Source organism: Faecousia sp. (genome assembly GCF_048519415.1).
Taxonomy (GTDB): Bacteria; Bacillota; Clostridia; order Oscillospirales; family Oscillospiraceae; genus JAZOXB01.
Genome location: NZ_DBFZUT010000095.1, coordinates 39,032 through 62,612 on the forward strand (window position 1 = coordinate 39,032; position 23,581 = coordinate 62,612).

A 23,581-nucleotide genomic window follows, 5' to 3' on the forward strand; every position below is an offset into this window, starting at 1 on the left:
TAATATGGACAACAACGCTTGGTTCCCCGATTTCGACATTCCCATACCGCTTCCACCGAGCATCACCGCGGAGATTTGCCTGTGCTTTGATTCGTATTTGTCCGTTGAAGGGCTGGATGAGATGATCGGTCTGCCGGCAAAGTGCGCTGAGCCACGCGGTGCCATGCGGATCAATCCGCTTACCGGGAGGCAGAATCCGGGATGCTGGCACTATGTGCTTCCGTCATGTGCGGATTTTGGCAGTGAGTCCCTGACGGAGCAGCTGTGCGGCCTGCTGACGGAACATGCAACCGGGTTCCGGGCTGCTATGGAGAAATATGCCCCTGCGGAGCTGATCCTGCGCTTCTTCGTCGAGGCGCAGGAGGCACGGCAGTTCCCAACGGTCTCGCTGTCGACCGAAGTGATGCAGATCGCGGCATCGCTGGGGGCCAGAGTGGATGTGGACGTGGAATGCCATTGCTGCGAAGAAGACGATATGCTCCTGCTTGATCCAATATTAGAAGAAAAAAGAAACGGGACTTGAAACGGATCCTGATCATGCTTGCTGCCGTCGGTATTCTGCTGCTGATGGCATCATGCGGCCGGGACAGTGCGCGTGTGGAAATATGTTCCGATGGCTCATGGCTGGGGGACTATACGATCACCGGGGATCAGGTGGACTTTTTCTGCACCGCAAAGATCAAAAACACCGGCTCGGAGGAGCAGAAGATCAATCTGTACGGCGATTTTTCCGAGGATATGGCGGGTGGCCTGCTGAAGACGGGACGTCTGATAGCCCATCCGGCCGACGATCCCGCCGGGACGGTGCTTTCCGTCCTGCCGGGAGAGCATGCCTATGAAGTTGTCTTTACCGGAGAATATGCCGGAACGCCGGTCAAGCAGGACCGCCTGCTCCCGCCGCTGGAGATCGTTCCCCTTACAGAGGCGGAAACCAATTAGCCCTACCCACATAAAACAGTTCCCGCAGCAGGGTTTTGCCCCTGCTGCGGGAATTTTATGTTTGGCTTATTTCACGATATTCTGTGCATAGCGGGAGAGGATGGCGGCGACCTGCGCGCGGGTGGCGCTGCCCTGCGGGTCAAGGTAGATCGTGGAGCCTTCCTTTGTGCCGTTGACGAGCGCTGCGGCGACGGCCCAGGAGAGGGCGTCGTGCGCATAGGCGCTGGTCTTCTCTGCGTCCGGGAAGGCCGTGAGGTTGGCGCGCGCGGCCGTGTCGACGCCCTTGAGCGATGCATAGCGGAAGAGAATGGCGGCGATCTGCTCGCGGGTCACATTGCCCTCCGGGTCGAACCTGCCGCCGCCGATGCCGTTGACAACGCCGGACTCTGCGGCCCATGCGACTGCGTCGGCATAGTAGGCGTTGGCGTCCACATCGGTGAAGGTCGTCGCGGTCTTCGGGGCCGTCTCTCCGTCAAGACGCCACAGGACCGTGACGAGCATGCCGCGGGTCATGGGCTCCTCCGGAGCGAACAGGTCCTTCTCCACGCCGTTGAAGAGACCGTTCTGATTTGCAAAGCGGACATCGTCATAGAACCAGTCGGACTCCGTGACATCGCGGAACGGGTTGACCCACGGCTCCTCGGCCTTCGTGCCGTGCACGACGGTGATCGTGGCGATATTGGAGGCGAGGCGCTTGCCTGCGGCGGACCGGTCGGCGTACTGCTGCTCGCTGATGCCGTAGCAGAAGCGGAGATTGCCGGTGTTCTTCGCATTGGCGGCGACTTCCTCCAGCGTGCCGGAGCCGGAGGCCCACGTCAGCGCGAGGATCGCGGGGACCTCGGTCTTGCCGTCTTCGGTGATGTAGTAGCGATAGGTCCCGCTGCCGGCATAGGTCAGCTCGGAGCTGAAGCCGTCGGCCGCGGCGGCCTTCAGGGTGTCGAGATCGGAGAACGTGACCCCGGCGTCGGTCAGCAGGTCGTTCACGGTGACATATTCCGTCGCGGCAACAAGCTGGGCGTTGGTACCCTTCCAGAACTGATAACCGGCAGCGCCTTCCGTGGCCAGCGCGGCCAGCTCGGACGGCTTGTAGGACTTGACTTCCTTCGCTTCGCCGCCTTCGGCCTGCTCATAGACGGTCAGGACGACGCGCTCGGGATGGGTGACGGTCAGCGTAACAACATTGGAGGCAAGGCGCTTGCCCTCGGCGGACTGGTCGGCGTACTGCTGCTCGGTGATGCCGTAGGCAAAGCGGAGGCTGCCGGAGATATAGGCGGTCTTCGCAATGTCCTCGGGCGTGCCGGAGCCGGTGCTCCACGAGATCAGGATGGCAGCGGGGACCTCGGTCGCACCTTCTTCGTTGACATAATACTTATAGACGCCGCTGTCCTCATAGGTGAGCGTCGAGGTGAAGTCCGTGGGGTCGGCCGCCGTGACGGCATCGCCCGCGCCGAACTCGACCCCGGCGTCTGCCAGTAGGCTGCTGACGGTCGCATAGAGGTTCGCGGCAATGACCTTTTCGCTGCCGTTCTTCCAGTGCTGGTAGCCGACGACCTCGGTCTGAGCCAGCGCCTTCAGCTCGGAGAGGGTATAGGTCTTCGCCACAACGGCGGCTTCGCCCTCGTAGCGCTCATAGACGGTCAGAACGACAGGCTCGGTGGGCTTTTCGCTGCCGAAGCGGAATTCCGGCGTCGCACCGGCGTAAATCGGGGCGACGACATAGCCGTCCTCGGTCTCACCGGAGCCACCGCCGCAGCCGCCGCCCACGCCGTCATCCGTCAGCCGGACCTTATAGATCGGGTCGTGGTTTTCGTCCTGATTGTCGGTGCAGACAAGGTTATGGGCGGGCGTTTCCGTCGCGGGGTCAGTGGTCGCTGCAAAGGCCGGGATCAGCATGCCGGTCAGCATGGAGAGGCACAGCAGCAGAACTGCCGCACGCCGCGCGGCCTGATGGAAGAATCTCATGTTATCTCGCTCCTTTTCCTGAAAACGTTATCTTTTTGTGAGAATAACCGTATTCATTCTAGCACGCGAAGCTCAAAATGTCTAATACTTTGTTTGAAAAACTAAAAAAATTTGTCGATTTGAATAGAGAAGAAAAATCGCGCCCCGGGGAGCAATTTGACGCGATATCCTATTGCAACAGCGGTCAGTGACCGCCTTGTTAGGGTAATTCAACCGCGCAAGAGCACTGATGCACCGCAGCACCACCCTGATGTGTCATTGCGAGGAGCGAAGCAACGTGGCAATCTTGCAGGACCCGGTCCGATAACAGGGCAGCCTCAGCGAATCCGTAGGCTGTTGCGTGAGATTGCCACGTCGGCCTACGGCCTCCTCGCAATGACAAATCTGGGAGCATTGCACGGTCGGCGATGGTGCACGGAAATTTGCGGGTCCGCATGGCGCTCACGCATATCAATGCCTCTGCGGGAGCGGGCGGAAGTCCGGCTTGCGCGGCATGAGGCCGGGTGCGCTGCGGTCGGGGCGCGGCGGCACCGGGAACAGCTCGGGGTATTCCTCGCTGTAGTATTTCCGGTTGTTTTCGACCAGCTCGTCGAGCGGAACAGGGCGGTAAAAGTTGATGTCTACGCCCGCGTTCAGAACGCGCGGCAGGGTCTTCAGAATTTCATAGGCATGGTTGCGCTGATTGTGGATGTGGCCGTGGATCATATAGCCGCCCTTTTCGTGGAGGATCGGGTAATGGCACAGGAGGATGTGCGTGCCGCCGTCGTCGATCTCCAGAAAGTCTGTCACGCTGTCGCAGTAGTCCAGCAGACGCTCGGCGTGGTTCAGGCCGGTGTCGTGGTTGCCGCGGATGAGATGCAGGTGGCCATTCAGGCGGGAGAGATACTGCGTCGGGGCCTCGCCGCCGTTGTAGGAGAAGTCGCCGACGATGTATACGCTGTCGTCTGCGCCGACGCGGGCGTTCCAGTTGGAAATGAGGGCCTCGTCCATCTCCGGCACGCCGGTAAACGGCCGCGCGGTGTCGTGCAGGATGGGGAAATAGCCGAGATGCAGGTCAGCGGTGTAGAAGATCATGGAGATCGCTCCTTTCGGCGGATGCTGTTACAACCATAACAGGAGCGTCCGGAAAATGCAAGCGGAAAATAACCGGACGGGATTCGCGGCCCGCACCGGCCAATGTAGGGGAGCGGCATGCCGCTCCCGGCGCAACGCTTGCGATTCGTATCGGGTATCGATAAAATGGTGCGCACCGATTGCGTCTGTAGCGGCGCTCAGTGAGCGCCTTGTACAGAGCGATTCAACCGCGTAAGAGCACTGATGCACCGCCGCACCGCCTTGACGTGTCATTCCGAGGAGCGAAGCGACGTGGGAATCTCGCAGTGCCCGGCCGGATAATTGGGTACTTCCGGCAAAAACGTAACTGCCTTCCCGAGATTGCCACGGGCGCAGCGCGCCCTCGCAATGACAAACCTTTGGTTTTCACCGTTTTAACGCCAGCCTGCACCAGTCGGCAGCACCGCGCCGGGAGCGGCATGCCGCTCCCCTACAATGGCGTGTGCGGTCAGCGGGAGTGCCACCAAACCTACAGCCTGCAAGGCGCTCAATGAGCGCCGCTACAGACGCAATTGGTGCATGCCATTCTAACGGCAGCTGGCAGTGGACGAACGCCCGCCTCCCATACAATGCGCGGCCGGAAGCCTTGTGCCCCGGAATCTGCCCGCGTTCACCTTTGTCGAACCTGCAAAATATCGCTTGCAATTTCCGGGCGCACATTGTATCATAATATCCAAAGAAGTGATTTCCGGAAAGGCACGATCTTCTGCATGGTCAAAAGGAAGTCTGTGATATGGCGTATTCACGGATGACTTGCCTGCAAGTGATCCGCTTTTTTGTCCTTTTGGTAATTCTCGGAAAAGTATCACGGGGAGGTCCCAATGAAAAAGATCCTGACGCTGACGCTCTGCCTCGCCCTGCTGCTGGGCCTGTTCTCCGGCTGCGGCGGGAAGCAGTATGACCCGCTGGCGGGCGTGGAGACGACGGTGTTCACCGACGATGCCGGGCGCGATGTGACGGTCCCGGCCGGCATTACGCGCATCGCGGCCAGCGGCTCGACGGCACAGATGATCCTGATGACGCTCGTGCCGGAGCTGCTTGTCGGCCTTGCCAGCTCGCCCAGCACGGCGCAGCGGCCGTATTTTCCGGCGGAGATGTGGACGCTGCCGACGTTCGGCCAGTTCTACGGCAGCAAGGCCAACCTCAACATGGAGGCACTGATCGACGCCGAGCCGCAGCTCATCGTCGACCTTGGCGATGCCAAGGAGAACGTCCGCAGCGATATGGACGGCATCCAGAAGCAGACCGGCATCCCGACGGTCTTCCTCGAAGCGACGCTCGAAGAAATGCCGCAGGCCTACCGCAAGCTCGGCCGGCTTCTTCACCGGGAGGCCGAGGCTGAGGTGCTGGCGGTCTATCTGGAGCAGACGCTTGCCATGGCGGCGGAGAATTCGGCAAAGCTGCCGCAGGACGCGCGCAAGACCGTGCTGTTCGGCACGGGCGCGACGGGCCTTGCCTGCAATGCCGAGGGCTCGGTGCAGGCGGACGTGCTGTCGCTCGTCGGAGCCGTGAACGCCATCCATTCCGAGGAGATCAGCAACCGCAACGGCGGCACGACCGTGAACCTCGAGGAGGTCTACGCCTGCGACCCGGATGTGATCCTTCTGGCGGCGGGCGGGCCGTATGACACGCTGGCAGAGAGCGAATGGTCCGGCCTGACGGCCGTGAAAAACGGGACATATTATGAAATTCCGAACCTGCCGTATGACTGGATGTCCTCTCCGCCGTCCATCAACCGCGTGCTGGGTATCTACTGGCTGGGGAATCTGCTGTACCCCGAGCTTTATGACTATGACATGGTCGAAAAGGCGCAGGAGTTCTATCGCCTGTTCTGGCACTACGAACTTTCTGCGGAGGAGGCGGAGCAGCTGCTCGCGCGCTCCACGCGCAAGACTAGGAGAGAGGGCCAATGAAGCGAAAGATGTCCTTCCTGGTCGCGGGTCTTTTGTGCCTGTCCCTTTGCCTCGGGGCCGAGGCGGCCGGGACCGTGACGGATACGCTGACGGTCAGGGTCGGCTACTACGGCATGGAGCAGGACCGCTATGTGGAGGTCGCGACCTACCACTGGAGCGAGCTCTATGACGCCCTGCCGCTGCACTACGAGGCCTATTCCTTCTTCCGCAGCACGGACGATGGGACCTACAACACGGTCATCGACTCGGCCTATGGCTTTTATCTTGCGGACCTGCTGGGCTACGCCGGGATCTACAGCGGCGATATCTCGGTCGTCGCGTTCTACACCCGCGACCAGAGCGTCGGCTTTTTCACCTCGTTCACCTATGCCGACCTGTTCGGCACGCAGCGATACTATTATAATGATCTCTCTGCGCACATCAGCCCGGTCTATGACGAAAATGGTGCGCTGACCGGCTATGACGGCGACGAGGCATGGAACGACTGCTGGACGGTCCAGCCGATGCTGGCACTGGAGGACAGCTGGGTGAGCTATGAGATCGGCACGGAGCACACCGCGCCAAACTACTCCTCGCTCGGAACGGGCAACCGCTTCCGCCTGCTGTTCGGCCAGTCCTATCCGCTCGAGTGCCGCACGAACCAGAGTGCAAAATATACGCACACGCTGTTCATCACCCTGCAGGGCGCGCCGAAGATCACGGAGGAGCCGTCGGAGCTGGACGGCACGCTCGGCTCTCATACGGCGACGTTTCAAATTTCCGTCGGCCAGCAGGCCCTGCGCGATGCGCTGGCGCAGTATCTGGACATCGCCTCGTCCGACAGCTCCGTTCTGGAGATCACCGGCATCACCGTCACGCCGGACGCGCAGTATTCCGACCTTGCGACCGTGACGGTGCACTACACCGTGCACGCCGAGGGAGAGGTCGAGCTGTCATTCGGCTTCGGCGGGACGTCCATCGCCGAAAACCGGCAGGTCACGACAAAGCAGCCCGAGGAAAAGCCGACGGAACCGACGAAGCCGGCGGAGACAACGCCGTCCACGGAGCCGTCCGAGGGACCGGGCGGCGGGCCCTCCGCCCCGACCGGCGGAGCCGAACCGCGGGAGACGACGCCGTCCGCGTCCATGCCATCCGAGGCAGCACCGTCCGAACCGGTCGAGCCGACGGCGGCCGTGGACCCGGAGACCATCCGCATGTACGCCCTGCCCGATGCACTGGCCGCGCAGCTGCAGAGCGGCGGGCAGGCGGAAGCGCCGGGCGCAGCCGATCCGGTGCCTGTCACCGTTGTTACGGTGCAGCCGGAGGATGACCGGAAGCTCCTGCTGCTGACGGGCGCGGGAGCACTTGCACTTGCCGTGCTCGGCGCGCTGTGCGCGCTGCGCTACTATACCAGAGGGAGGAGATCATCATGACTTCTGTATTCCACAAAATTCTGCGCGCCGTCGCCGGTGCGATGGAAATTCCGGACGTTGTGTTTCTTGTGCTGGCGCTCGGCTTTGCCGTGTTTTCCGTTGGCTGGCTGATCTGCGAGTATTTTACGGAGCACCGCCACATGCGGGAGGACCTGCCGCGCCTGCTCGACGCGCTGCGGGAGCAGGGGGCCGACACGGCCGCGCTTATCCGGAAAAGTCAACTCAACCGGCGGCAAAAGGCCGCCCTGCTCGAGCTGACGGAGCATCCCGATTTCAGCAGCGGGCTGCGCGAAAGTCTGGCTGCGAACCTGCTCGAGCGGGAGCAGAGCCACTATGACCATATTTTGAAATGCACGGAGCTTGTCAGCAAGCTGGCTCCGATGCTCGGTCTGCTCGGCACACTCATCCCGCTCGGCCCCGGCATCATCGCGCTGGGGCAGGGCGACACGCAGACGCTGTCCACGTCCCTGCTGACGGCGTTCGACACGACGATCGCGGGCCTGTGCGCTGCGGCTGTGTGCCTCGTTGTGACCACGCTGCGCAAGCGCTGGTACGGCGGCTACATGGCCGACCTCGAGACGCTGATGGACTGCGTGTGCGAAGAGGAAACGGCATGAAGAGAAGAAGACGCCGCGGGGAACGCTTCTCGGACGAGAGCGTCGACCCGATGAACTACGTTTCGAACCTGTCCGATGCGATGCTCGTCCTCGCAGTCGGCATGATGCTGGCCCTCATCGTTCACTGGAACGTGGACATTTCCACCGGCGGCAGAAGCTCCGAGAACGTCGGCGAAACCGTCGCGGCCGAGGGGCAGGGCGGCCAGAGCGCCATTGACCGCGATGACGCCCTGTCCTTCACGCCGGAGGAGCTGGAGCAAATGGACTCTACCGAGGGCGAGACCGACGAGGGCATGGAAAAGCTCGGCGAGGTCTACTACGACGCCGAGACAGGAAAATACTACATTATAGAAAACGGAAAGTAAGCCCATGAAACTGCAGAACCACGCCTATCCCCGCCGCTTTGCCGTGCTGGGGGCCGTCTTTGCGGCGGCACTGTTCGGCTCCGTGCTGCTCGGGCGCTTTTCCGTCACGCCGAAGGAGCTGTTCCGCCTGCTGCTCTCCCGCTTGACCGAGACGGAGCCGGGCTGGCGGGACGGTGCGGAAAACGTCGTGTTCCAGATCCGCCTCCCGCGCGTTGCGGCGGCGGCCCTCATCGGCGCGGCGCTGGCAGTCGCGGGCGTGTCCTATCAGGGCATGTTCCGGAACCCCATGGTCTCGCCGGACATTCTCGGCGCGTCGACCGGCGCGGGCTTCGGCGCGGCGCTGGCCATCTTGCTCGGCGCGGGCTATTTCGGCATTTCGATGTCGGCCTTCGTGTTCGGCCTTCTGGCAGTTGCGGCGGCCTATGCCGTCAGCTGCATGAGCCGCACGAACCAGACCATTGCCCTCATTCTGGCCGGCATGATGGTCTCGTCGCTCTTTTCGGCGGGCACGTCCTATCTCAAGCTCGTCGCCGATACGCAGCAGCAGCTCCCGGCCATTACCTATTGGCTGATGGGAAGCCTATCCTCCATCAAGCCGCGGGATGTGCTGTTCCTTGTGATCCCGGTCACGCTTGGGCTCGTGCCGCTGCTGATCCTGAGCTGGCGCATGAACCTGCTGACGCTCGGCGAGGAGGAGGCGCGCTCTATGGGCGTGAATACCCGCCTGCTGCGATTCACCGTCATCCTCTGCGCGACGCTGCTGACGGCAGCATCCGTTGCGGTCTCCGGCATGATCGGCTGGGTCGGCCTTGTCATCCCGCATTTCTGCCGGATGCTGTTCGGCTATGACTACCGGCGGCTGATCCCGGCAGCGGCCCTGTTCGGTGCCTCGTTCCTGATCATCGTGGACGATATCGCGCGGCTCGCCACGGCCGGGGAAATTCCGCTCGGCATTCTGACGGCCTTCGTCGGTGCGCCGATCTTCCTCTATCTGATCCTGACGGGAGGTGCGCGGCGTGGAAATTGAGGTCCAGAACCTGACGTTTTCCTACGGAAAGCAGCCCGCTTTGCGGGAAGTGAGCTTTTCCGTGCAGAAGGGCACGCTCACGGCGGTGCTCGGTGCAAACGGCGCTGGGAAAAGCACGCTGTTTCGCTGCCTGCTGGGCTTTCTGACACCGCAGGCGGGGGAGATCCGACTCTCCGGCAGACCCCTTTCCGCCTATTCCCGGCGGGAGGCCGCGGGGAAGCTTGCCTATATCCCGCAGTCGTCGGAGCCGATCTTCAACTATACTGTGATCGACACTGTGCTCATGGGCACGACCGGCACGATGAATGTCCTGCAGCGCCCCGGCCGGCGGCAGCAGGAGGCAGCCATGCAGGCCCTGCAGCGGCTTGGCATCGAGGCGCTTGCGCAGCGGGGCATCGGCACCATTTCCGGCGGCGAGCGGCAGCTGGCGCTCATTGCCCGTGCACTCGTACAGAATGCGGAAATTCTCATCATGGACGAGCCGACGGCCAATCTGGACTTTGGCAATCAGCAGCGCGTGCTGGCGCAGATCCGGGCGCTGACCGCGCGCGGCTACACCGTCCTGCTCTCCACGCACAATCCGGAGCATGCCCTGCACTATGCCCACCGGGTCCTTGCGTTGCAGGGCGGTCATATTGCGGCGGACGGCCCGACGGAAACGGCACTGACGCCGCAGCTTCTTCAGACGCTTTACGGAATTCAAGCCATCCTTGCGGAGGTGCCGACGGATCGCGGCACGGTCCGCAGCCTGATTGTAACGGAGGACATGGAATGAAACGACTTCTCTGCTGGATCCTTTCCCTTTGCCTGCTGCTGTGCCTCGTGCCCTGCGCAGCTGCCGCGGAGCGGGTGACCGGAACGCTGGAGCGCCGCGCGGGCTATGACCTTGCGTCGGTGCGCTGTGAGTTGGCCGACGGGAGCTACTTCTTTGCTTCGGTCGAGGAGACGGCGGCCGGCTATGCCTATGCCTTTGACTGTCCCGCCGGGACCTACACCGTAAAGCCGGAATATTTTTCTACCACGGTCTGGGACGGCGCGGTCGATATCTCATGGTATGACGCATCGCAGACGGTGTTTTCCATCGACACGCCTGCAAAGCTCGCGGGCCTTGCGGCCCTCGTCAACGGGCAGGTCGACGCGGGCACGCCGGACTACCGCATCAAGGGCGACCGCAGCGAGCTCGTCTCCACGCGGGTCGACGACTATCTGCTCGTCGGCGCGGGCGGCGGCAGCCAGTACGGCACGGCCTATGTCGGCGATGCCGCACATGATTTCTCGGACAAGACTGTCTATCTGACGGCCGACCTCGACATGGGCGGCTCGAGCAACTGGACGCCGATCGGCGGCCTGTATCCGATGGACCGTGACAACACGGAGCGTGTGATCGTGGCATATTTCAACGGCACGCTCGACGGGCAGGGCCACCGCATCACGAACCTGTTCTGCGACCGCTATGCCGAAAAGGGCTATGCCTATTCACAGGGCGTTGGCCTCATCGGCCACATGGGCGACCTCTATGACGACGAGGCCGCGCCGGAAACGGCCCCGGCCGTGCGGAACCTCTCCGTCAGCGGCAGCATCTACGGCCGCCGCATGGTCGGCGGCATCGTCGGCCGCACCGGCAGCATCCCCACGGGCATCTATCTGGAGAACTGCGCGAATCACGCCTCCGTCAAAAATACGGACTCCAAGGGTGTCGGCGGCATCGTCGGCGCGGGCTGGAGCAAGGGCGCAATCGTCAACTGCTACAACACCGGCTCGGTCACGACGGGCTATGCCTGCCCGGCGGGCGGCATCTGCGGCAGCAACGGCGGGCTGGACATTTATAACTGTTATAACGCCGGCGTGATCGATTCGAACGGCAGCCAGCGCGGCCGCGCCATCGGCGGCCATAACAACGGCAGCTACACCGTCTCGGACTGCTATTATCTCGAGGGCTGCGACGACGACCCGGCCTCAAACGGCTGGTATACCGGAACGGCGCTCTCGTGCGTCGTCTCCGTCACAGCTATGCCGAAGGCGGACATGCGCTCGCAGAAGCTCGTTGACGCGCTGAACTGCAACGGCGCGGCCTATACCGCCGTGCAGGGGAGCTATCCCGTTCTGGCGTGGGAGGCTGAGCGCAGCCCGGCGACCCACACCGTCCGCATCACGCAGCCGGAGGGCGGTACGGTCGCCTCGGACGGCGGCGAGAGCGTGGCCTTCGGCACGGTGCTCCATCTTTCCAATACGCCGGACGTCGGCTGGGCCTTCCGAACCTATACGCTGGACGGCAGGACCCTGACCGGCCCCTATGCGACCGTGACGGCGGACGCGGCCGTCAGCGGCGTGTTCTCCCGCATGACGGCGGGGGCGCTGTACATCGAAAACGCCCCGGCCTTCCCCATCACGGTAAAGAAGGACGGCACGGTGATGGAAAACGGGACCGCGCGGCGCGTGACGGACTATCCCGTGGCGGACGGCGACCCGCTCTATGAGGGCGACATGCTGACGGCTACGGCCACGCTGGCGGAAGGCGCAGAGCCGGAGGATCTGAGCTATGTCTACAACGGGAAATTCCGTTACTATTTCACCTTCCAGGATGCGGCCCAGACGGAGAAAAGCACGGACACCGGGAAATTCACCGTCACGAGCCGGATCACGAGCGCCTCACTGCGCCTGCGCGCCACGGCCTACACGACGCACAAGGTCTGGACGCAGCTGGCCGAGACGGACTGGTATACGCCGTCTGCCGACCGCTTCACCCTGACGTCCGCGCGGCAGCTGGCGGGCCTGGCCCAGCTGGTCAAGCAGGGCAATTCCTTCGCGGGCAAGACCGTCCTGCTCGGCGCGGATATCTCGCTGGCAAATGACGACAAGACCTTCAACCGCAGCGTCCGCTGGTTCGACGGTATCGGCAGCACGCAGGCCCCGTTTGCGGGTACATTTGATGGCAACGGCTACCGCATCACGGAGATGACGGCGGAGACGACCGGCAGCGGCGCTGCCCTGTTCCTTGCGGCGGACGGCGCGGTGCTCAAAAACATCCGCGTCTCCGGCACGGCGAAGGCCAACGGCAGCGCGGCCGGGATCGCGGCGCAGGCGAAGAACACGCAGTTCCTTGGCTGCGTGAATGAAGCGGCCGTGACTTCGACCGGCGAAAAGGCGGGCGGCATTGCCGCACTCCTCGACGGGGCAAGCAGCCTGACGGGCTGCACCAACCTCGGGGCCGTCACGGGCACGGACGGCGTCGGCGGCCTCGCCGGTGTGGTCAACGACAAGGAAAGCACACTGACCGGCTGCGTGAACCGCGGCACCGTGACCGGAAACGGTGCGGCCACGGGCATCGGCGGCGTAGCCGGGCGCATCGGAGGCAGCCTGCTCCGCTGCGCGAATTACGGAGCCGTCACCGGCAGCGGCTGGTATCTGGGCGGCGTGGCCGGTGCGTGTATGACGGAGGGCGCGTCGGCACTCACCGACTGCTACAGCGCCGGCGAGGTGCGCAATGCCCATACCTATGCCTCCTCCGGCACGGGCGGCCTGATTGGCTACGGAAACGATTACCGCGCAGAAAATTGCTTCGGCTACGGCGCGGTCAGCGCGGCGGCCGGAACGGCGGGCGGCCTGATCGGCCGGGACAGCAGCCGTTCGACAAACGTGCGCGAAAATCTCTATTACCGCGCGGATTCCTGCGGTACCGCCGTCGGCGGCAAGGCGGAGGCATCCGGCACGGCGGCGCGCACGGCGGCAGAATTCGCTGCGCTGTCCTTCCTGCGGCAGCTGGACAAAAACGGCTGCTTCATGCTGGAAAACGGAGCCTATCCGGAGCTTTCCGCCTCTGCGCGCTGCGCCCATCTGGAGACGGAGCTGCGCGACGCCCGCGCGGCCACCTGCACGGAGGCGGGTTACACCGGCGACACGGTCTGTAAGGCCTGCGGCACGGAGATCACGCACGGCGAGGTCATCCCGGCTGCGGGACATCAGTACCGCAACGGCGCGTGCACGGTGTGCGGCGCGAGGGACCCGCGCTGGTCCGGACCGGAGCTGCCGTGGAACGACCCGTTCCGCGACGTCCGTGCGAGCGACTGGTTCTATTCCGGTGTGAAATTCGCTTATCAGCACGGCCTGTTCCAGGGCACGGCGGCCGATATGTTCAGCCCGGATGCGCCGATGACGCGCGCCATGCTCGTTACGGTGCTCTGGCGCATGGACGGTAAGCCCGGCGCGGCGGGCGGCAGTAGTTTTACGGATGTGCCGCGCGGCCAGTGGTATACGGAGGCCGTCGCGTGGGCGGCCGAAAACGGCGTCGTCAACGGCGTCGGCGGCGGGAAATTCGAGCCGGACGGCAATGTCACGCGTGAGCAGATCGCCACGATCCTGTATCGCTATGCATGCCTGCGCGGCGTTCCGACCGGCGGGCGCGCGGACCTCGGCAGCTTCCCGGACGGCGGAGCCGTCAGCGGCTGGGCCTATGACGCCCTGTCCTGGGCCAACGCGGCGGGACTGATCGCCGGAACGCGCGAGGGCGGGGTGGACTACCTTGCGCCGCAGCAGAACGCCACGCGCGCGCAGGTCGCCGTCATCCTGATGCGCTACCTCGGCGCGGCATAAGCAGAAAAACGCCGGGCGGCGGACCGAAAAAGTCCGCCGCCCGGCTGATTTGTGGGGATAGAAAAAATCCCGATTCCTATCACGCGCTTTATTGTAAGTTTCCCTTTGCCGTTTTGCAGGAAGCGATCAGCAATCTGCGAATATTACCACATAGTTTCTCGGTATATCGATAGGTAGTAAGATCAATTCTTTTGGTTTCGTACATTAGCTTCAGCCAATAACTTGTTTCGTTGGACTCTTTCAATGCAATTTCCAACTTTGCAACAAAATCTTTCTTGCTCTGCGCATACTGCGCTTCGTGTATATTCGCGCCTACAGAAGTACCTGCTCTTGCAAGCTGATTGATCATATATGAGCTTTTAGGTGCCGTTACGCTATCAACAAGATGAACAATTGCCACCGCAAATTCAAAAGATAAGTCGAGCAATTTGTTTCCAGACATAAAAGCACCTTTTTCTAACATATTATATCATAAGACGCTGCGATTCCCAGTGATATATCGCTATCGCGATACGATATACGGCAAGCCGTATGATATGCTTGCTGTGCAAGCATGATATAATATCCGTTCCCTCATATGCCGCAGGCATATATCATCGCACGAAAGTGCGATATCATATCGAAGATATATCACCCGTTCGGACAGGAACGGATATCATGGAAAAACCCTCTTTTGTCAAGTTGACAAAAGAGGGCTTTTCATGGTGGACGATATAGGACTCGAACCTATGACCTTCCGCACGTCAAGCGGATGCTCTAGCCAGCTGAGCTAATCGTCCGTCAGCAAGGCATAGTATACCAGAAGGCTGCCCTTTTGTCAAGCACTTTTTTCTTTTTTTCGAAAAAAGGACGCGGACCGCAAGGATACGACATGGGCCTTGCGTATCGGCGGGAATTATGCTAGAATATATAGAATCAAGTGCCCTGGGCACAACTCTGTTTTCTGAGAAAGAGGCGTGATCTTATGACAGAACAGACTACGGAAAGAACTGCGCCGCGCAAGCGTATGCTTTCCGGCATCAAGCCATCGGGCGACCTGACGCTCGGCTCTTACCTCGGCGCGATCCGGAACTGGCGCGACCGTGCAGAGGAATTCGATTGCTATTACTTTATGGCGGACCTTCACGCCATTACCGTCCGGCAGAACCCGGCAGACCTGCGCCGCCGCACGATGGAGCAGCTGGCGCAGTATATCGCCTGCGGTCTGGACCCGGAGAAGAACGTGCTGTTCATCCAGAGCCATGTGCATCAGCACGCGGAGCTCGGCTGGGTGCTCAACTGCTATTCCATGTTCGGCGAGCTGAGCCGCATGACGCAGTTCAAGGATAAAAGCGCGAAAAATGCCGACAATATCAACGGCGGCCTGTTTACCTATCCCGCGCTGATGGCGGCGGATATCCTGCTGTATCAGGCGGATCTTGTTCCGGTGGGCGAGGACCAGAAGCAGCACGTCGAGCTGACGCGCAACATCGCCAAGCGCTTCAACGGCATCTACGGCGACGTGTTCAAGCTGCCGGAGCCGTATATCCCCAAGGTCGGCGCGCGCATCATGAGCCTTGCCAACCCCGAGGCCAAAATGTCGAAGTCCGAGAACGACGATCCCGGCCGCGTCTGCCTGATGGATAAGCCGGAGGATATCATGCGCCTGTTCAAGCGCGCCATCACGGACTGCGACTCCGAGGTGCGCTATGACCCTGAGCACAAGAAGGGCGTTTCGAACCTGATGACCATCTACTCCGCTGCGACCGGGCGGACGTTCGCCGAGATCGAGGCGGAATTTGCAGGGCGCGGCTACGGCGACTTCAAGAAGACGGTCGGCGAGGCCGTCGTGGAGCTGCTGCGGCCCATCCGCGAGGAGAGCCAGCGCCTGCTGGCCGACAAGGCCTATCTGCAGAGCGTCTGCGAGAGCGGCGCGCAGAAGGCGGCCTATGTTGCGGAAAAAACGCTGCGCAAGGTTTATAAGAAGGTCGGCTTCGTGGCGCGCTGACCGGGGAGCAGAACATGATTATGGATCCGAATTTCATTGTCAAGGTCCTGCTGTCGCTCATCGTGGCGGCGGCGCTGGCCTTTGCGGTCACGCCGCTCGTCAAGCGGCTGGCGCAGCGCGTCGGCGCGATGGATGTGCCGAAGGACGAGCGCCGCATGCACAAGATCCCCATCCCGCGCATGGGCGGCCTCGCCATCTTCTTCGCGTTCCTTATCGCGGTGCTGTGCTTTGCCGGGATCGACCGTGAGCTGCGCGGCATCTTGCTCGGTGCGACGATCATCGTCGTGCTCGGCATTCTTGACGATATCCTGACGCTCAATGCCCTGCCGAAATTTGCCGTGCAGATTGTTGCGGCCGTTATCGCCGTTCTGCACGGCTGCCGGATCGAGCATTTTATGGGTTTCCGTCTGGCAACGTGGCTTTCCTATCCCGTCAGCGTGATCTGGATCGTGGCCATCACGAACGCCGTGAACTTCATCGATGGTCTCGACGGCCTTGCTGCCGGCGTGTCTGCGATCTCGGCCGGCTCCATGCTCGTCGTGGCGCTGCTCGTGCCGGATTACAACTCCGCCATCCTGCTAGCGGCCATCGTCGGCGCGTGCGCGGGCTTCATCCCGTATAATTTCAACCCGGCAAAGATCTTCATGGGCGACACCGGCTCGACATTCCTCGGCTTTATGCTCTCGTCCATCTCCATCTACGGCCTGTTCAAGATGTATGCGATCATTTCGTTTGCCGTGCCATTCCTTGTACTGGGCCTGCCGATCTTCGATATCTGCTTCGCGGTCATCCGCCGCGTCTCCAAGGGTCAGAGCCCGATGCATGCCGACCGCGGCCATGTGCACCATCGCCTGATCGACATGGGCTTCAGCCAGAAGCAGGCCGTCGCCATCGCCTATATGCTCTCGGCCATTCTCGGCATGGCGGCCGTCGTGCTGACGAATGACGGCGAGATGAAGGCCCTGATCTTCATCGGCGCCGTGATCGTGGTGGGCGCGATCGGTGTGCTGGTCATTTTCCACCGTCACCCGGATAAGACGGAAGAAAATGCGAAAAAGCCGGAGGAGGAACCGCATGAAGAGAATTAAGGTGATGTCCGTCTTCGGCACGCGGCCGGAGGCGATCAAAATGGCCCCGCTGGTGCAGACGCTGGCGCAGCGGCCGGAATTTGAGAGTATCTGCTGCCTTACGGGCCAGCACCGCGAGATGCTGGACTCCGTCATGCAGATCTTCCGCCTGACGGCGCAGTATGACCTGAACATCATGCAGAAGCAGCAGACGCTGTCGTCCATCACAACGCGCGCCCTGCTCGGCATGGAGCAGGCCCTGCAGGAGGCACAGCCGGACCTCGTTCTGGTGCACGGCGACACGTCCACGACGTTTGCCGGGGCGCTGGCGGCCTTTTATCAAAAGGTCCCGGTCGGCCATGTCGAGGCGGGCCTGCGGACCTATGACAGGTATTCCCCCTTCCCGGAGGAGATGAACCGCACGCTCGTCAGCGATATTGCGGCGATGCACTTCGCGCCGACGTCGGCCAATGTCGAAAATCTGCGCCGTGAGTCCGTACAGGGTGAGATCTTCCGCACGGGCAACACCGTCATCGACGCCATGCGCACGACGGTGCGCCCGGATTACCGCTTTGCCACGGCGGAGCTCAACGAGCTGGATTTCGAGAACCGCCGCGTTATCGTTCTGACATGCCACCGCCGCGAGAACTATGGCCAGCCCATGCATGACATCCTGCGGGCCGTGCGAGACGTTGCGGAGCGGTATGAGGACGTCGAGATCGTCTATCCCGTCCACCTCAGCCCGGCCGTGCGCGCCTGCGCGCAGGAGGAGCTGGGCGGTGTACCGCATGTGCACCTCATCGACCCGGTCGACGTGGAGGAGATGCATAATCTCATGGCGCGCTGCTGCTTCGTTATGACGGACTCCGGCGGCCTGCAGGAGGAAGCGCCTGCCCTCGGCAAACCGGTGCTGGTGCTCCGCCGTGAGACGGAGCGGCCCGAGGCCGTTGCAGCCGGAACGGTCCGCCTGGCGGGCGTTGCATACGACGATGTGCTCCGCGAGGCCTGCACGCTGCTCGACGATCCTGCTGCCTACCATCGCATGGCGCATGCCGTGAACCCCTATGGAGACGGCCACGCCTGCGAGCGCATTGCCGACGCGATCGCCTGGCACTTCGGTCTGCGGGCTGAGCGCCCTGCCGATTTTGCCCCTGCGGGCTGATACAATTATAATGTATACCGGGCAGCCGCTGCTGCCTGAAGAACGAAAAAACGCGCCGCATCCCGGCTCTGGGATGCGGCGCAGGTTGTTTATGGGGGGCTCAGCGCTCTTCGCGGAAGTACGGGACGCCGAGTGCAGCGGGCGGCTGCTTTTCGCGGTTGTTGCGCAGACTGCTGAAGATGAGCACGAGCACTGTGACGATGTACGGCAGGATCTTGTAGATCTGCGAGGGAATGAACGGAATGCTCAGGCGCAGGTACAGGTTCTGCAGGCAGCCGAACAGAATGCTGCCCCAGATGGCTGCGGACGGCTTCCACAGGCAGAAGATGACGAGCGCGACAGCCAGCCAGCCGACGCCGGACAGGCCCTCGTGGTTCCACACGCAGCCTGCGATGCCGGTGATGTAGGCAACGCCGCCGATGGCGGAGATGCCGCCGCCCAGCACGGTGGCCAGATATTTGTAGCGGGTGACGTTGATACCGGCAGCGTCCGCCGTTGCGGGGGATTCGCCGACGGCGCGCAGGTACAGGCCCTTGCGGGTCTTGTTCAGGAACCACGCGAGGAAGACGGCGAGCGCAAGGGCAAAATACGTCAGGATATTGTGCTGGAACAGCAGCGGGCCGAGCACGGGAATGTTGCGCAGGAAGGCGGGGAAGGGGGAGTTTACAAAGATCGCCTTGAGATTGTTGCTCAGGGAGACGTAGGAGCCCTCCTGCACGCGCATGTATTCGCCGAGGAACTGACCTGCGCCGGTGCCGAAGATCGTCAGGGCAAGGCCGGTGACGTTCTGGTTGGCACGCAGGGTGATGGTGATGAAGCTGAACAGCAGCGAGGCCAGCGCGCCCGCCAGGAAGGCGAAGAACACGGCCAGCAGCAGCGCCACGAACGGCGAGGCATTCGCGCCTGCGAGCTTTTCATAGTAGAACGCGCCGCCGAGGCCGGCCGCGCCGCCCATGAACAGGATGCCCTCGACGCCGAGGTTCATATTGCCGGATTTTTCGGTCAGGATCTCACCGAGCGTGCCGTAGAGCAGCGGCGTGCCGTTGACGACCGAGAAAACGAACAGCGTGGAAAGAAATGTCAGAACAGCGCCCATACCTCAGTCCTCCTTTTCCCGACGGATGGAAATCTTGTAGTTGATGAAGAACTCGCAGCCCAGCATGCACAGCAGAATGAAGCCGGTCAGGATGTCCGCGATGGTCGAGGGCACCTGCATGCGAGTGTTGAGCGTCTGGGAGCCCTTCGTCAGCACGGCAAGCATCGAGGCGATGATGATCATCGCGAACGGATTGAGCTGAGCCAGCCATGCCACGGAGATGGCGGTGAAGCCGACGCCGCCTGCCACGCCGTCATAAAGCGTGTGGTTTGCACCGGAGACAATGATGAAGCCGACAAGGCCGGAGATGGAGCCGGACAGGAACATCGTGCGCATCATGATGCGGCCGACGTTCATACCGGCATAGCGCGCGGTGTTGCTGGAGTCGCCGATGACGGCGATCTCGTAGCCGTGCTTTGTGTAGCGCATGTAGATGAACATCAGGACCGTCAGCACGAGTACAATGATCCAGCCGCAGTGCACGCCGAGCACGGACGGCAGCTTGGCGTTGCCCGCGAACTGCGCGATCATCTGGCTGCCGGAGGGAGGAGCCTCCCACGGGCCGCCCTGCAGCCACTTGACGACACCGATGATGATGTAGTTCATCATCAGGGTGAACAGCGTTTCGTTCGTGTTCCACTTCGCCTTGAAGAAGGCGGGGATGAGGGCCCACAGGCCGCCGCACAGGATCGCGGCTGCGGCCATGATGAGCAGCAGCGGAAGCTGCGGCATCGTCTTGCCGAACTTCAGCGCAAAGAACGTCGCGCCGATGGCGCCTGCGGTGATCTGGCCCTCTGCGCCGATGTTCCAGAAGTGCATCTTGAAGCACGGGGCGATGGCCAGCGCGCAGCCGAGCAGGGGAATGGCGATCTTGATGGTCTGGCGGACGAACGTCTTCGACCCGAGCGAGCCGTCGATGATCGTGCCATAGGCCTTCAGCGGGGAATAGCCGAGGGCGAGCAGCAGCAGGCCGCCGACGATCAGGGCGAACACGATGGACGCGACGCGGATGGACCACGCCGCAGCGGGATGCATCCCGTCGATCCGGCGGGAGAGCTGGAGCTTGCGTGCGGATTTCTCATTCATGTTGATTCCCTCCCGTCAGACCTTGGTCATAAGAAGACCGATCTCTTCCTTCGTTGCGGTGCGGGCGTCCACGATGCCGCTGATCTTACCGCCGCACAGGACCAGAATGCGGTCGCACAGCTCCAGCAGCACGTCGAGGTCCTCACCGACGAACACGACGGCCGAGCCCTTCATCTTCTGCTGCGTCAGAAGATTATAAATGGTGTAGGACGTATTGATATCCAGACCGCGCACGGCGTAGGCCGTCAGCAGGACGGAGGGGGACATCGCAATCTCGCGGCCAACGAGCACCTTCTGCACGTTGCCGCCGGAGAGGCGGCGCACCGGTGTCGAGATGCTCGGTGTGACGACTTCCAGCTCCTCCATGACCTCCATGGCGAGCTTGTTCGGGTCGCGGCGGTTGACAAAGGCGCCCTTGCCCTTGCGCCAGCTGCGCAGCATCATGTTGCTGCCCATGCCCATGCTGCCGACCAGACCCATGCCGAGGCGGTCCTCCGGCACGAAGGCCATGGCCACGCCTGCCTTGCGGATCTGATTCGGGGTCTTGCCGATGAGCTGCTGGGCGGGCTTGCCCTCCGGTAGGAACGTGACCGTGCCGTGCTCCACGGGGTACAGGCCCGTGATGCACTCGAGCAGCTCACGCTGGCCGCTGCCTGCAATGCCTGCGATGCCGAGGATCTCGCCGCTCATGGCGGTGAACGTGACGTCGTCGAGGCGCTTGACGCCGAGATTGTCGACGCAGGTCAGGCCCTCGATCTTCAGCCGCGGCTTCGGGTCGACGGGGTCCGGGCGGTCGATGTTCAGGCTGACGGCGCGGCCGACCATCATGTCGGTCAGGGACTGGGCCGTGGCCTCGCTCGTCTTGACGGTGCCGATGTACTTGCCCTTGCGCAGCACGGCAACCTCGTCCGAAACGGACAGCACCTCGTGCAGCTTGTGGGTGATGAGGACGATGGCCTTGCCGTCGGCGCGCATGTTGCGCACGACCTGGAACAGGCGGTCCGTCTCCTGCGGGGTCAGAACGGCGGTCGGCTCGTCGAGGATCAGGATCTCCGCTCCGCGGAACAGGACCTTGACGATCTCGACGGTCTGCTTCTGCGAAACGGAAAGATCGTAGATCTTGGCCATCGGATCGAGGTCAAAGCCATACTTTTCGCAGATGGCGGCAATCTTCTGTGCCGCGGCGCGAATGTTGAGCTTGCCCTTTTCCTTCAGACCGAGAATGATATTCTCCGTGACCGTCAGGACATCGACCAGCTTGAAATGCTGATGGATCATGCCGATGCCGTTGGCAAAGGCGTCCTTGGGGGAGCGGATCTGAATCTCCGCGCCGTTTTTCAGAATGTGCCCCTGCTCCGGCATGTAGATACCGGACAGCACGTTCATCAGCGTGGTCTTGCCGCTCCCGTTTTCTCCGAGGAGGCATAGGACCTTGCCGCCCTCGATAGTCAGGTTCACACTGTCGTTGGCAATGACCTTGCCAAAACGCTTTGTGACGTTGACCAGTTCAATTTTGCAGTTCGACTCCAAAGCGGTCATCCTTTCTTGCATGGATTTGCTGGGGAATTTGCATAACTTTCAAAGTTAGTTTAGCACAGGCTACGTCAAAAGTAAACAAAATTTTTGCTTTCCTAACAATTTTTTTGAAATATGGTCTCCGAAACGACAGAAGCCGGGTCTCCCCCGGCTTCTGCGCGATGCGATATGCTGTTTCGGATCAGTTCTCGGAGGTGATGCCTTCGATGACCCAGTAGAAGTACGGAGCGGAGGTCTGGCCGCCCTCGACATCGGATTCCTTGAACCAGTCGTCGGCGGGCATTTCCTTCGTGTCGGGAGCGTCGGCGCCGTAAGCGGTGCCCTCGCCCTTCCACGGGCCCTGGAAGACATGGATGCTGCCGTCAGCCAGACCGGCCTCGACTTCCGCGATCTTGTCAGCGGTGCCTTCGGCGGCGATGGCTTCGTTCAGCTCAGTGACGACAACGGCGCCGTCCTTCATGCCGGCGGTCCAGTCCTTCGCGATGGTCTCGCCGTTCACGAGGCAGTCAAACACATACTCGAAGTAGACGGACCAGTCGATGCGGCTGGAGAGCAGGGAAGCCTCGGGAGCGATGCCGGTCATGTCGTTGTTGTAGCCGACGTGGAACACGCCGTTCTGCTGCGCGACCGTGGCCGGGGTGGTGTTATCGGAGTGCTGAGAGATGAGCACGCAGCCCTCGTCGCACAGAGCCTGCGCGGCATTGCCCTCGGCCGTAGCGTCGGACCAGGAGGAGACGTACTTGACCGTCATCGTGACCTCGGGGACGATGGAGCGGGCGCCGAGATAGAAGGCGGTGAAACCGGAGATGACCTCGGCGAACGGGAAAGCACCGACATAGCCGATCTTGGCCTGGTCAGCGGTGATCTTGCCGGAGTCGATGAGCTCCTTGATCTTCATACCGGCGACAACACCGGCGACATAACGGCCCTCATAGATGTTGGCGAAGGCGTTGTGGCAGTTGTCGAGACCGGCAAACTGAGAGTTCAGGTTCGTGCAGCCGATGAACTGCACATTGGGGTAGTCGGGAGCAGCCTTGAGCATGTACGGCTCGTGGCCATAGGAGTTGCAGATGACGACATCGCAGCCGGCCTCGGCCAGCTCGACGCAGGCGTCGGTGCAGCCGTCGTCTTCGCCGATGTTCGTGATGATGTTCCAGTCAAGGGTTACGCCCTTGGCGGCCATCTTCTCCGTGACGGAGTCCTTCGCGCGATAGAAGTTGTAGGTGTAGCCCTGATCGTTCTCGTCGCCGATGCAGATCATGCCGACCTTCAGGGTCTTGCCTTCGGTGTTGTTGCCGTTTTCTTCGGACGGCTTCGTCTCGTCGTTGCCGCCTTCCGTCGTGGCGTTGTTCGCGGTGTCCTTCGTTTCCTCATTGTTCCCGCTGTCCGTACCGCAGGCGGCGAACATGCCGATCGCGAGCACGAGAACGAGAAGCAGCGCAAGTACCTTCTTCAATCCTTTTTCCTCCTTGATATTGTTGGGTCACCCCAATGTGCATTCGCCGCGGTTCGTCCATGACGAATGTTTGAATCTATCATACAAGATTTTTTTGCAGGACACAATAGGTATTTTGCAAAATTTTGAAAAAATTTCCTGCGAAACATTCGGAGGAAATTCCACGAAACAGGTCGAAAACAGGGAAGAAAAAGAAAATCGGAAATATCTGAAAAAAGTGCTTGACAAAAGGAGGTATGCATGGTATTATATC

The 23,581-nt window shown here is 61.7% G+C and carries 19 protein-coding genes and 1 tRNA gene; 12 read left to right on the top strand and 8 right to left on the bottom strand.

What is annotated here, in order from left to right; all coding sequences use genetic code 11:
• Nucleotides 1–4 precede the first annotated feature (4 nt).
• Both ACMKFF_RS09740 and ACMKFF_RS09745 read left to right on the top strand, forming a co-directional pair.
• Entirely contained in the window at nt 5–523 is a 519-nt protein-coding gene (locus ACMKFF_RS09740; protein WP_419496808.1) for a DUF4279 domain-containing protein, read from the top strand.
• Nucleotides 520–939, top strand: coding sequence for a hypothetical protein (locus ACMKFF_RS09745; protein ID WP_419496809.1), 420 nt, complete (start codon nt 520–522; stop codon nt 937–939). Before ACMKFF_RS09740 ends, ACMKFF_RS09745 begins: the two co-directional genes overlap by 4 nt.
• A gap of 66 nt (nt 940–1,005) precedes the next feature.
• Here ACMKFF_RS09745 and ACMKFF_RS09750 read toward each other — a convergent pair whose 3' ends face one another.
• Nucleotides 1,006–2,901: an S-layer homology domain-containing protein gene (locus tag ACMKFF_RS09750; RefSeq protein WP_419496810.1), complete on the bottom strand. Its 1,896-nt coding sequence runs from the start codon at nt 2,899–2,901 to the stop codon at nt 1,006–1,008.
• Between the two features lie 450 nt (nt 2,902–3,351).
• Entirely contained in the window at nt 3,352–3,975 is a 624-nt protein-coding gene (locus tag ACMKFF_RS09755; protein ID WP_419496811.1) for a hypothetical protein, read from the bottom strand.
• 860 nt (nt 3,976–4,835) lie between these two features.
• Between ACMKFF_RS09755 and ACMKFF_RS09760 the strand changes: the two genes are divergently transcribed.
• The 7 genes from ACMKFF_RS09760 to ACMKFF_RS09790 are packed head-to-tail and all read left to right on the top strand — an operon-like array spanning nt 4,836 to nt 13,938.
• A complete protein-coding gene (locus tag ACMKFF_RS09760; protein WP_419496812.1) occupies nt 4,836–5,927 on the top strand; it encodes an ABC transporter substrate-binding protein in 1,092 nt (363 codons plus the stop codon).
• The gene (locus ACMKFF_RS09765) at nt 5,924–7,339 is read left to right on the top strand and encodes a hypothetical protein (protein ID WP_419496813.1); all 1,416 of its coding nucleotides are present in this window, start codon (nt 5,924–5,926) and stop codon (nt 7,337–7,339) included. The genes ACMKFF_RS09760 and ACMKFF_RS09765 overlap by 4 nt, the downstream gene beginning before the upstream one ends.
• Nucleotides 7,336–7,956, top strand: a complete 621-nt coding sequence (locus ACMKFF_RS09770) for a MotA/TolQ/ExbB proton channel family protein (protein ID WP_419496814.1) — start codon at nt 7,336–7,338, stop codon at nt 7,954–7,956. Before ACMKFF_RS09765 ends, ACMKFF_RS09770 begins: the two co-directional genes overlap by 4 nt.
• Nucleotides 7,953–8,321: a DUF2149 domain-containing protein gene (locus tag ACMKFF_RS09775; protein WP_419496815.1), complete on the top strand. Its 369-nt coding sequence runs from the start codon at nt 7,953–7,955 to the stop codon at nt 8,319–8,321. Before ACMKFF_RS09770 ends, ACMKFF_RS09775 begins: the two co-directional genes overlap by 4 nt.
• Nucleotides 8,322–8,325: 4 nt before the next feature.
• Nucleotides 8,326–9,348, top strand: coding sequence for a FecCD family ABC transporter permease (locus ACMKFF_RS09780; protein ID WP_419496816.1), 1,023 nt, complete (start codon nt 8,326–8,328; stop codon nt 9,346–9,348).
• Nucleotides 9,338–10,123 (top strand): ABC transporter ATP-binding protein, encoded by a 786-nt coding sequence (locus ACMKFF_RS09785; RefSeq protein WP_419496817.1) that lies wholly within the window; start codon nt 9,338–9,340, stop codon nt 10,121–10,123. The genes ACMKFF_RS09780 and ACMKFF_RS09785 overlap by 11 nt, the downstream gene beginning before the upstream one ends.
• Nucleotides 10,120–13,938 carry an S-layer homology domain-containing protein gene (locus ACMKFF_RS09790; RefSeq protein ID WP_419496818.1) on the top strand — a complete coding sequence of 1,273 codons (3,819 nt, stop codon included), beginning with the start codon at nt 10,120–10,122 and terminating at the stop codon, nt 13,936–13,938. Before ACMKFF_RS09785 ends, ACMKFF_RS09790 begins: the two co-directional genes overlap by 4 nt.
• Before the next feature lie 88 nt (nt 13,939–14,026).
• On the opposite strand, the gene ACMKFF_RS09795 is transcribed toward ACMKFF_RS09790, so the two are convergent.
• Together ACMKFF_RS09795 and ACMKFF_RS09800 are read right to left on the bottom strand one after the other, a co-directional pair.
• Nucleotides 14,027–14,401, bottom strand: a complete 375-nt coding sequence (locus tag ACMKFF_RS09795) for a four helix bundle protein (RefSeq protein WP_419496819.1) — start codon at nt 14,399–14,401, stop codon at nt 14,027–14,029.
• A 239-nt stretch (nt 14,402–14,640) separates the two neighbouring features.
• A tRNA-Val gene (locus ACMKFF_RS09800) sits at nt 14,641–14,717 on the bottom strand.
• Nucleotides 14,718–14,902: 185 nt separating this feature from the next.
• Between ACMKFF_RS09800 and trpS the strand changes: the two genes are divergently transcribed.
• Genes trpS through wecB form a run of 3 tightly spaced genes read left to right on the top strand, consistent with a single transcriptional unit; the run spans nt 14,903 to nt 18,154 of the window.
• Nucleotides 14,903–15,925, top strand: a complete 1,023-nt coding sequence (gene trpS / locus ACMKFF_RS09805; RefSeq protein WP_418465273.1) for a tryptophan--tRNA ligase — start codon at nt 14,903–14,905, stop codon at nt 15,923–15,925.
• Nucleotides 15,926–15,945: 20 nt separating this feature from the next.
• On the top strand, nt 15,946–17,013 hold the full coding sequence (locus ACMKFF_RS09810) for an MraY family glycosyltransferase (RefSeq protein WP_349135495.1): 1,068 nt from the start codon (nt 15,946–15,948) through the stop codon (nt 17,011–17,013).
• On the top strand, nt 17,000–18,154 hold the full coding sequence (wecB, locus tag ACMKFF_RS09815; RefSeq protein ID WP_419496820.1) for a non-hydrolyzing UDP-N-acetylglucosamine 2-epimerase: 1,155 nt from the start codon (nt 17,000–17,002) through the stop codon (nt 18,152–18,154). Before ACMKFF_RS09810 ends, wecB begins: the two co-directional genes overlap by 14 nt.
• 100 nt (nt 18,155–18,254) lie before the next feature.
• Here wecB and ACMKFF_RS09820 read toward each other — a convergent pair whose 3' ends face one another.
• The 4 genes from ACMKFF_RS09820 to ACMKFF_RS09835 all read right to left on the bottom strand — a co-directional run bounded on the left by ACMKFF_RS09820 (nt 18,255) and on the right by ACMKFF_RS09835 (nt 23,328).
• Nucleotides 18,255–19,238, bottom strand: a complete 984-nt coding sequence (locus ACMKFF_RS09820; protein ID WP_418487705.1) for an ABC transporter permease — start codon at nt 19,236–19,238, stop codon at nt 18,255–18,257.
• Nucleotides 19,239–19,253: 15 nt separating this feature from the next.
• Complete coding sequence (locus tag ACMKFF_RS09825; RefSeq protein WP_419496821.1) at nt 19,254–20,336, bottom strand: ABC transporter permease; 1,083 nt, start codon at nt 20,334–20,336, stop codon at nt 19,254–19,256.
• 15 nt (nt 20,337–20,351) lie between these two features.
• Nucleotides 20,352–21,875 carry an ABC transporter ATP-binding protein gene (locus ACMKFF_RS09830; protein WP_418468339.1) on the bottom strand — a complete coding sequence of 508 codons (1,524 nt, stop codon included), beginning with the start codon at nt 21,873–21,875 and terminating at the stop codon, nt 20,352–20,354.
• 178 nt (nt 21,876–22,053) lie between these two features.
• On the bottom strand, nt 22,054–23,328 hold the full coding sequence (locus ACMKFF_RS09835; RefSeq protein ID WP_419496822.1) for a BMP family ABC transporter substrate-binding protein: 1,275 nt from the start codon (nt 23,326–23,328) through the stop codon (nt 22,054–22,056).
• Between the last annotated feature and the right edge of the window lie 253 nt (nt 23,329–23,581).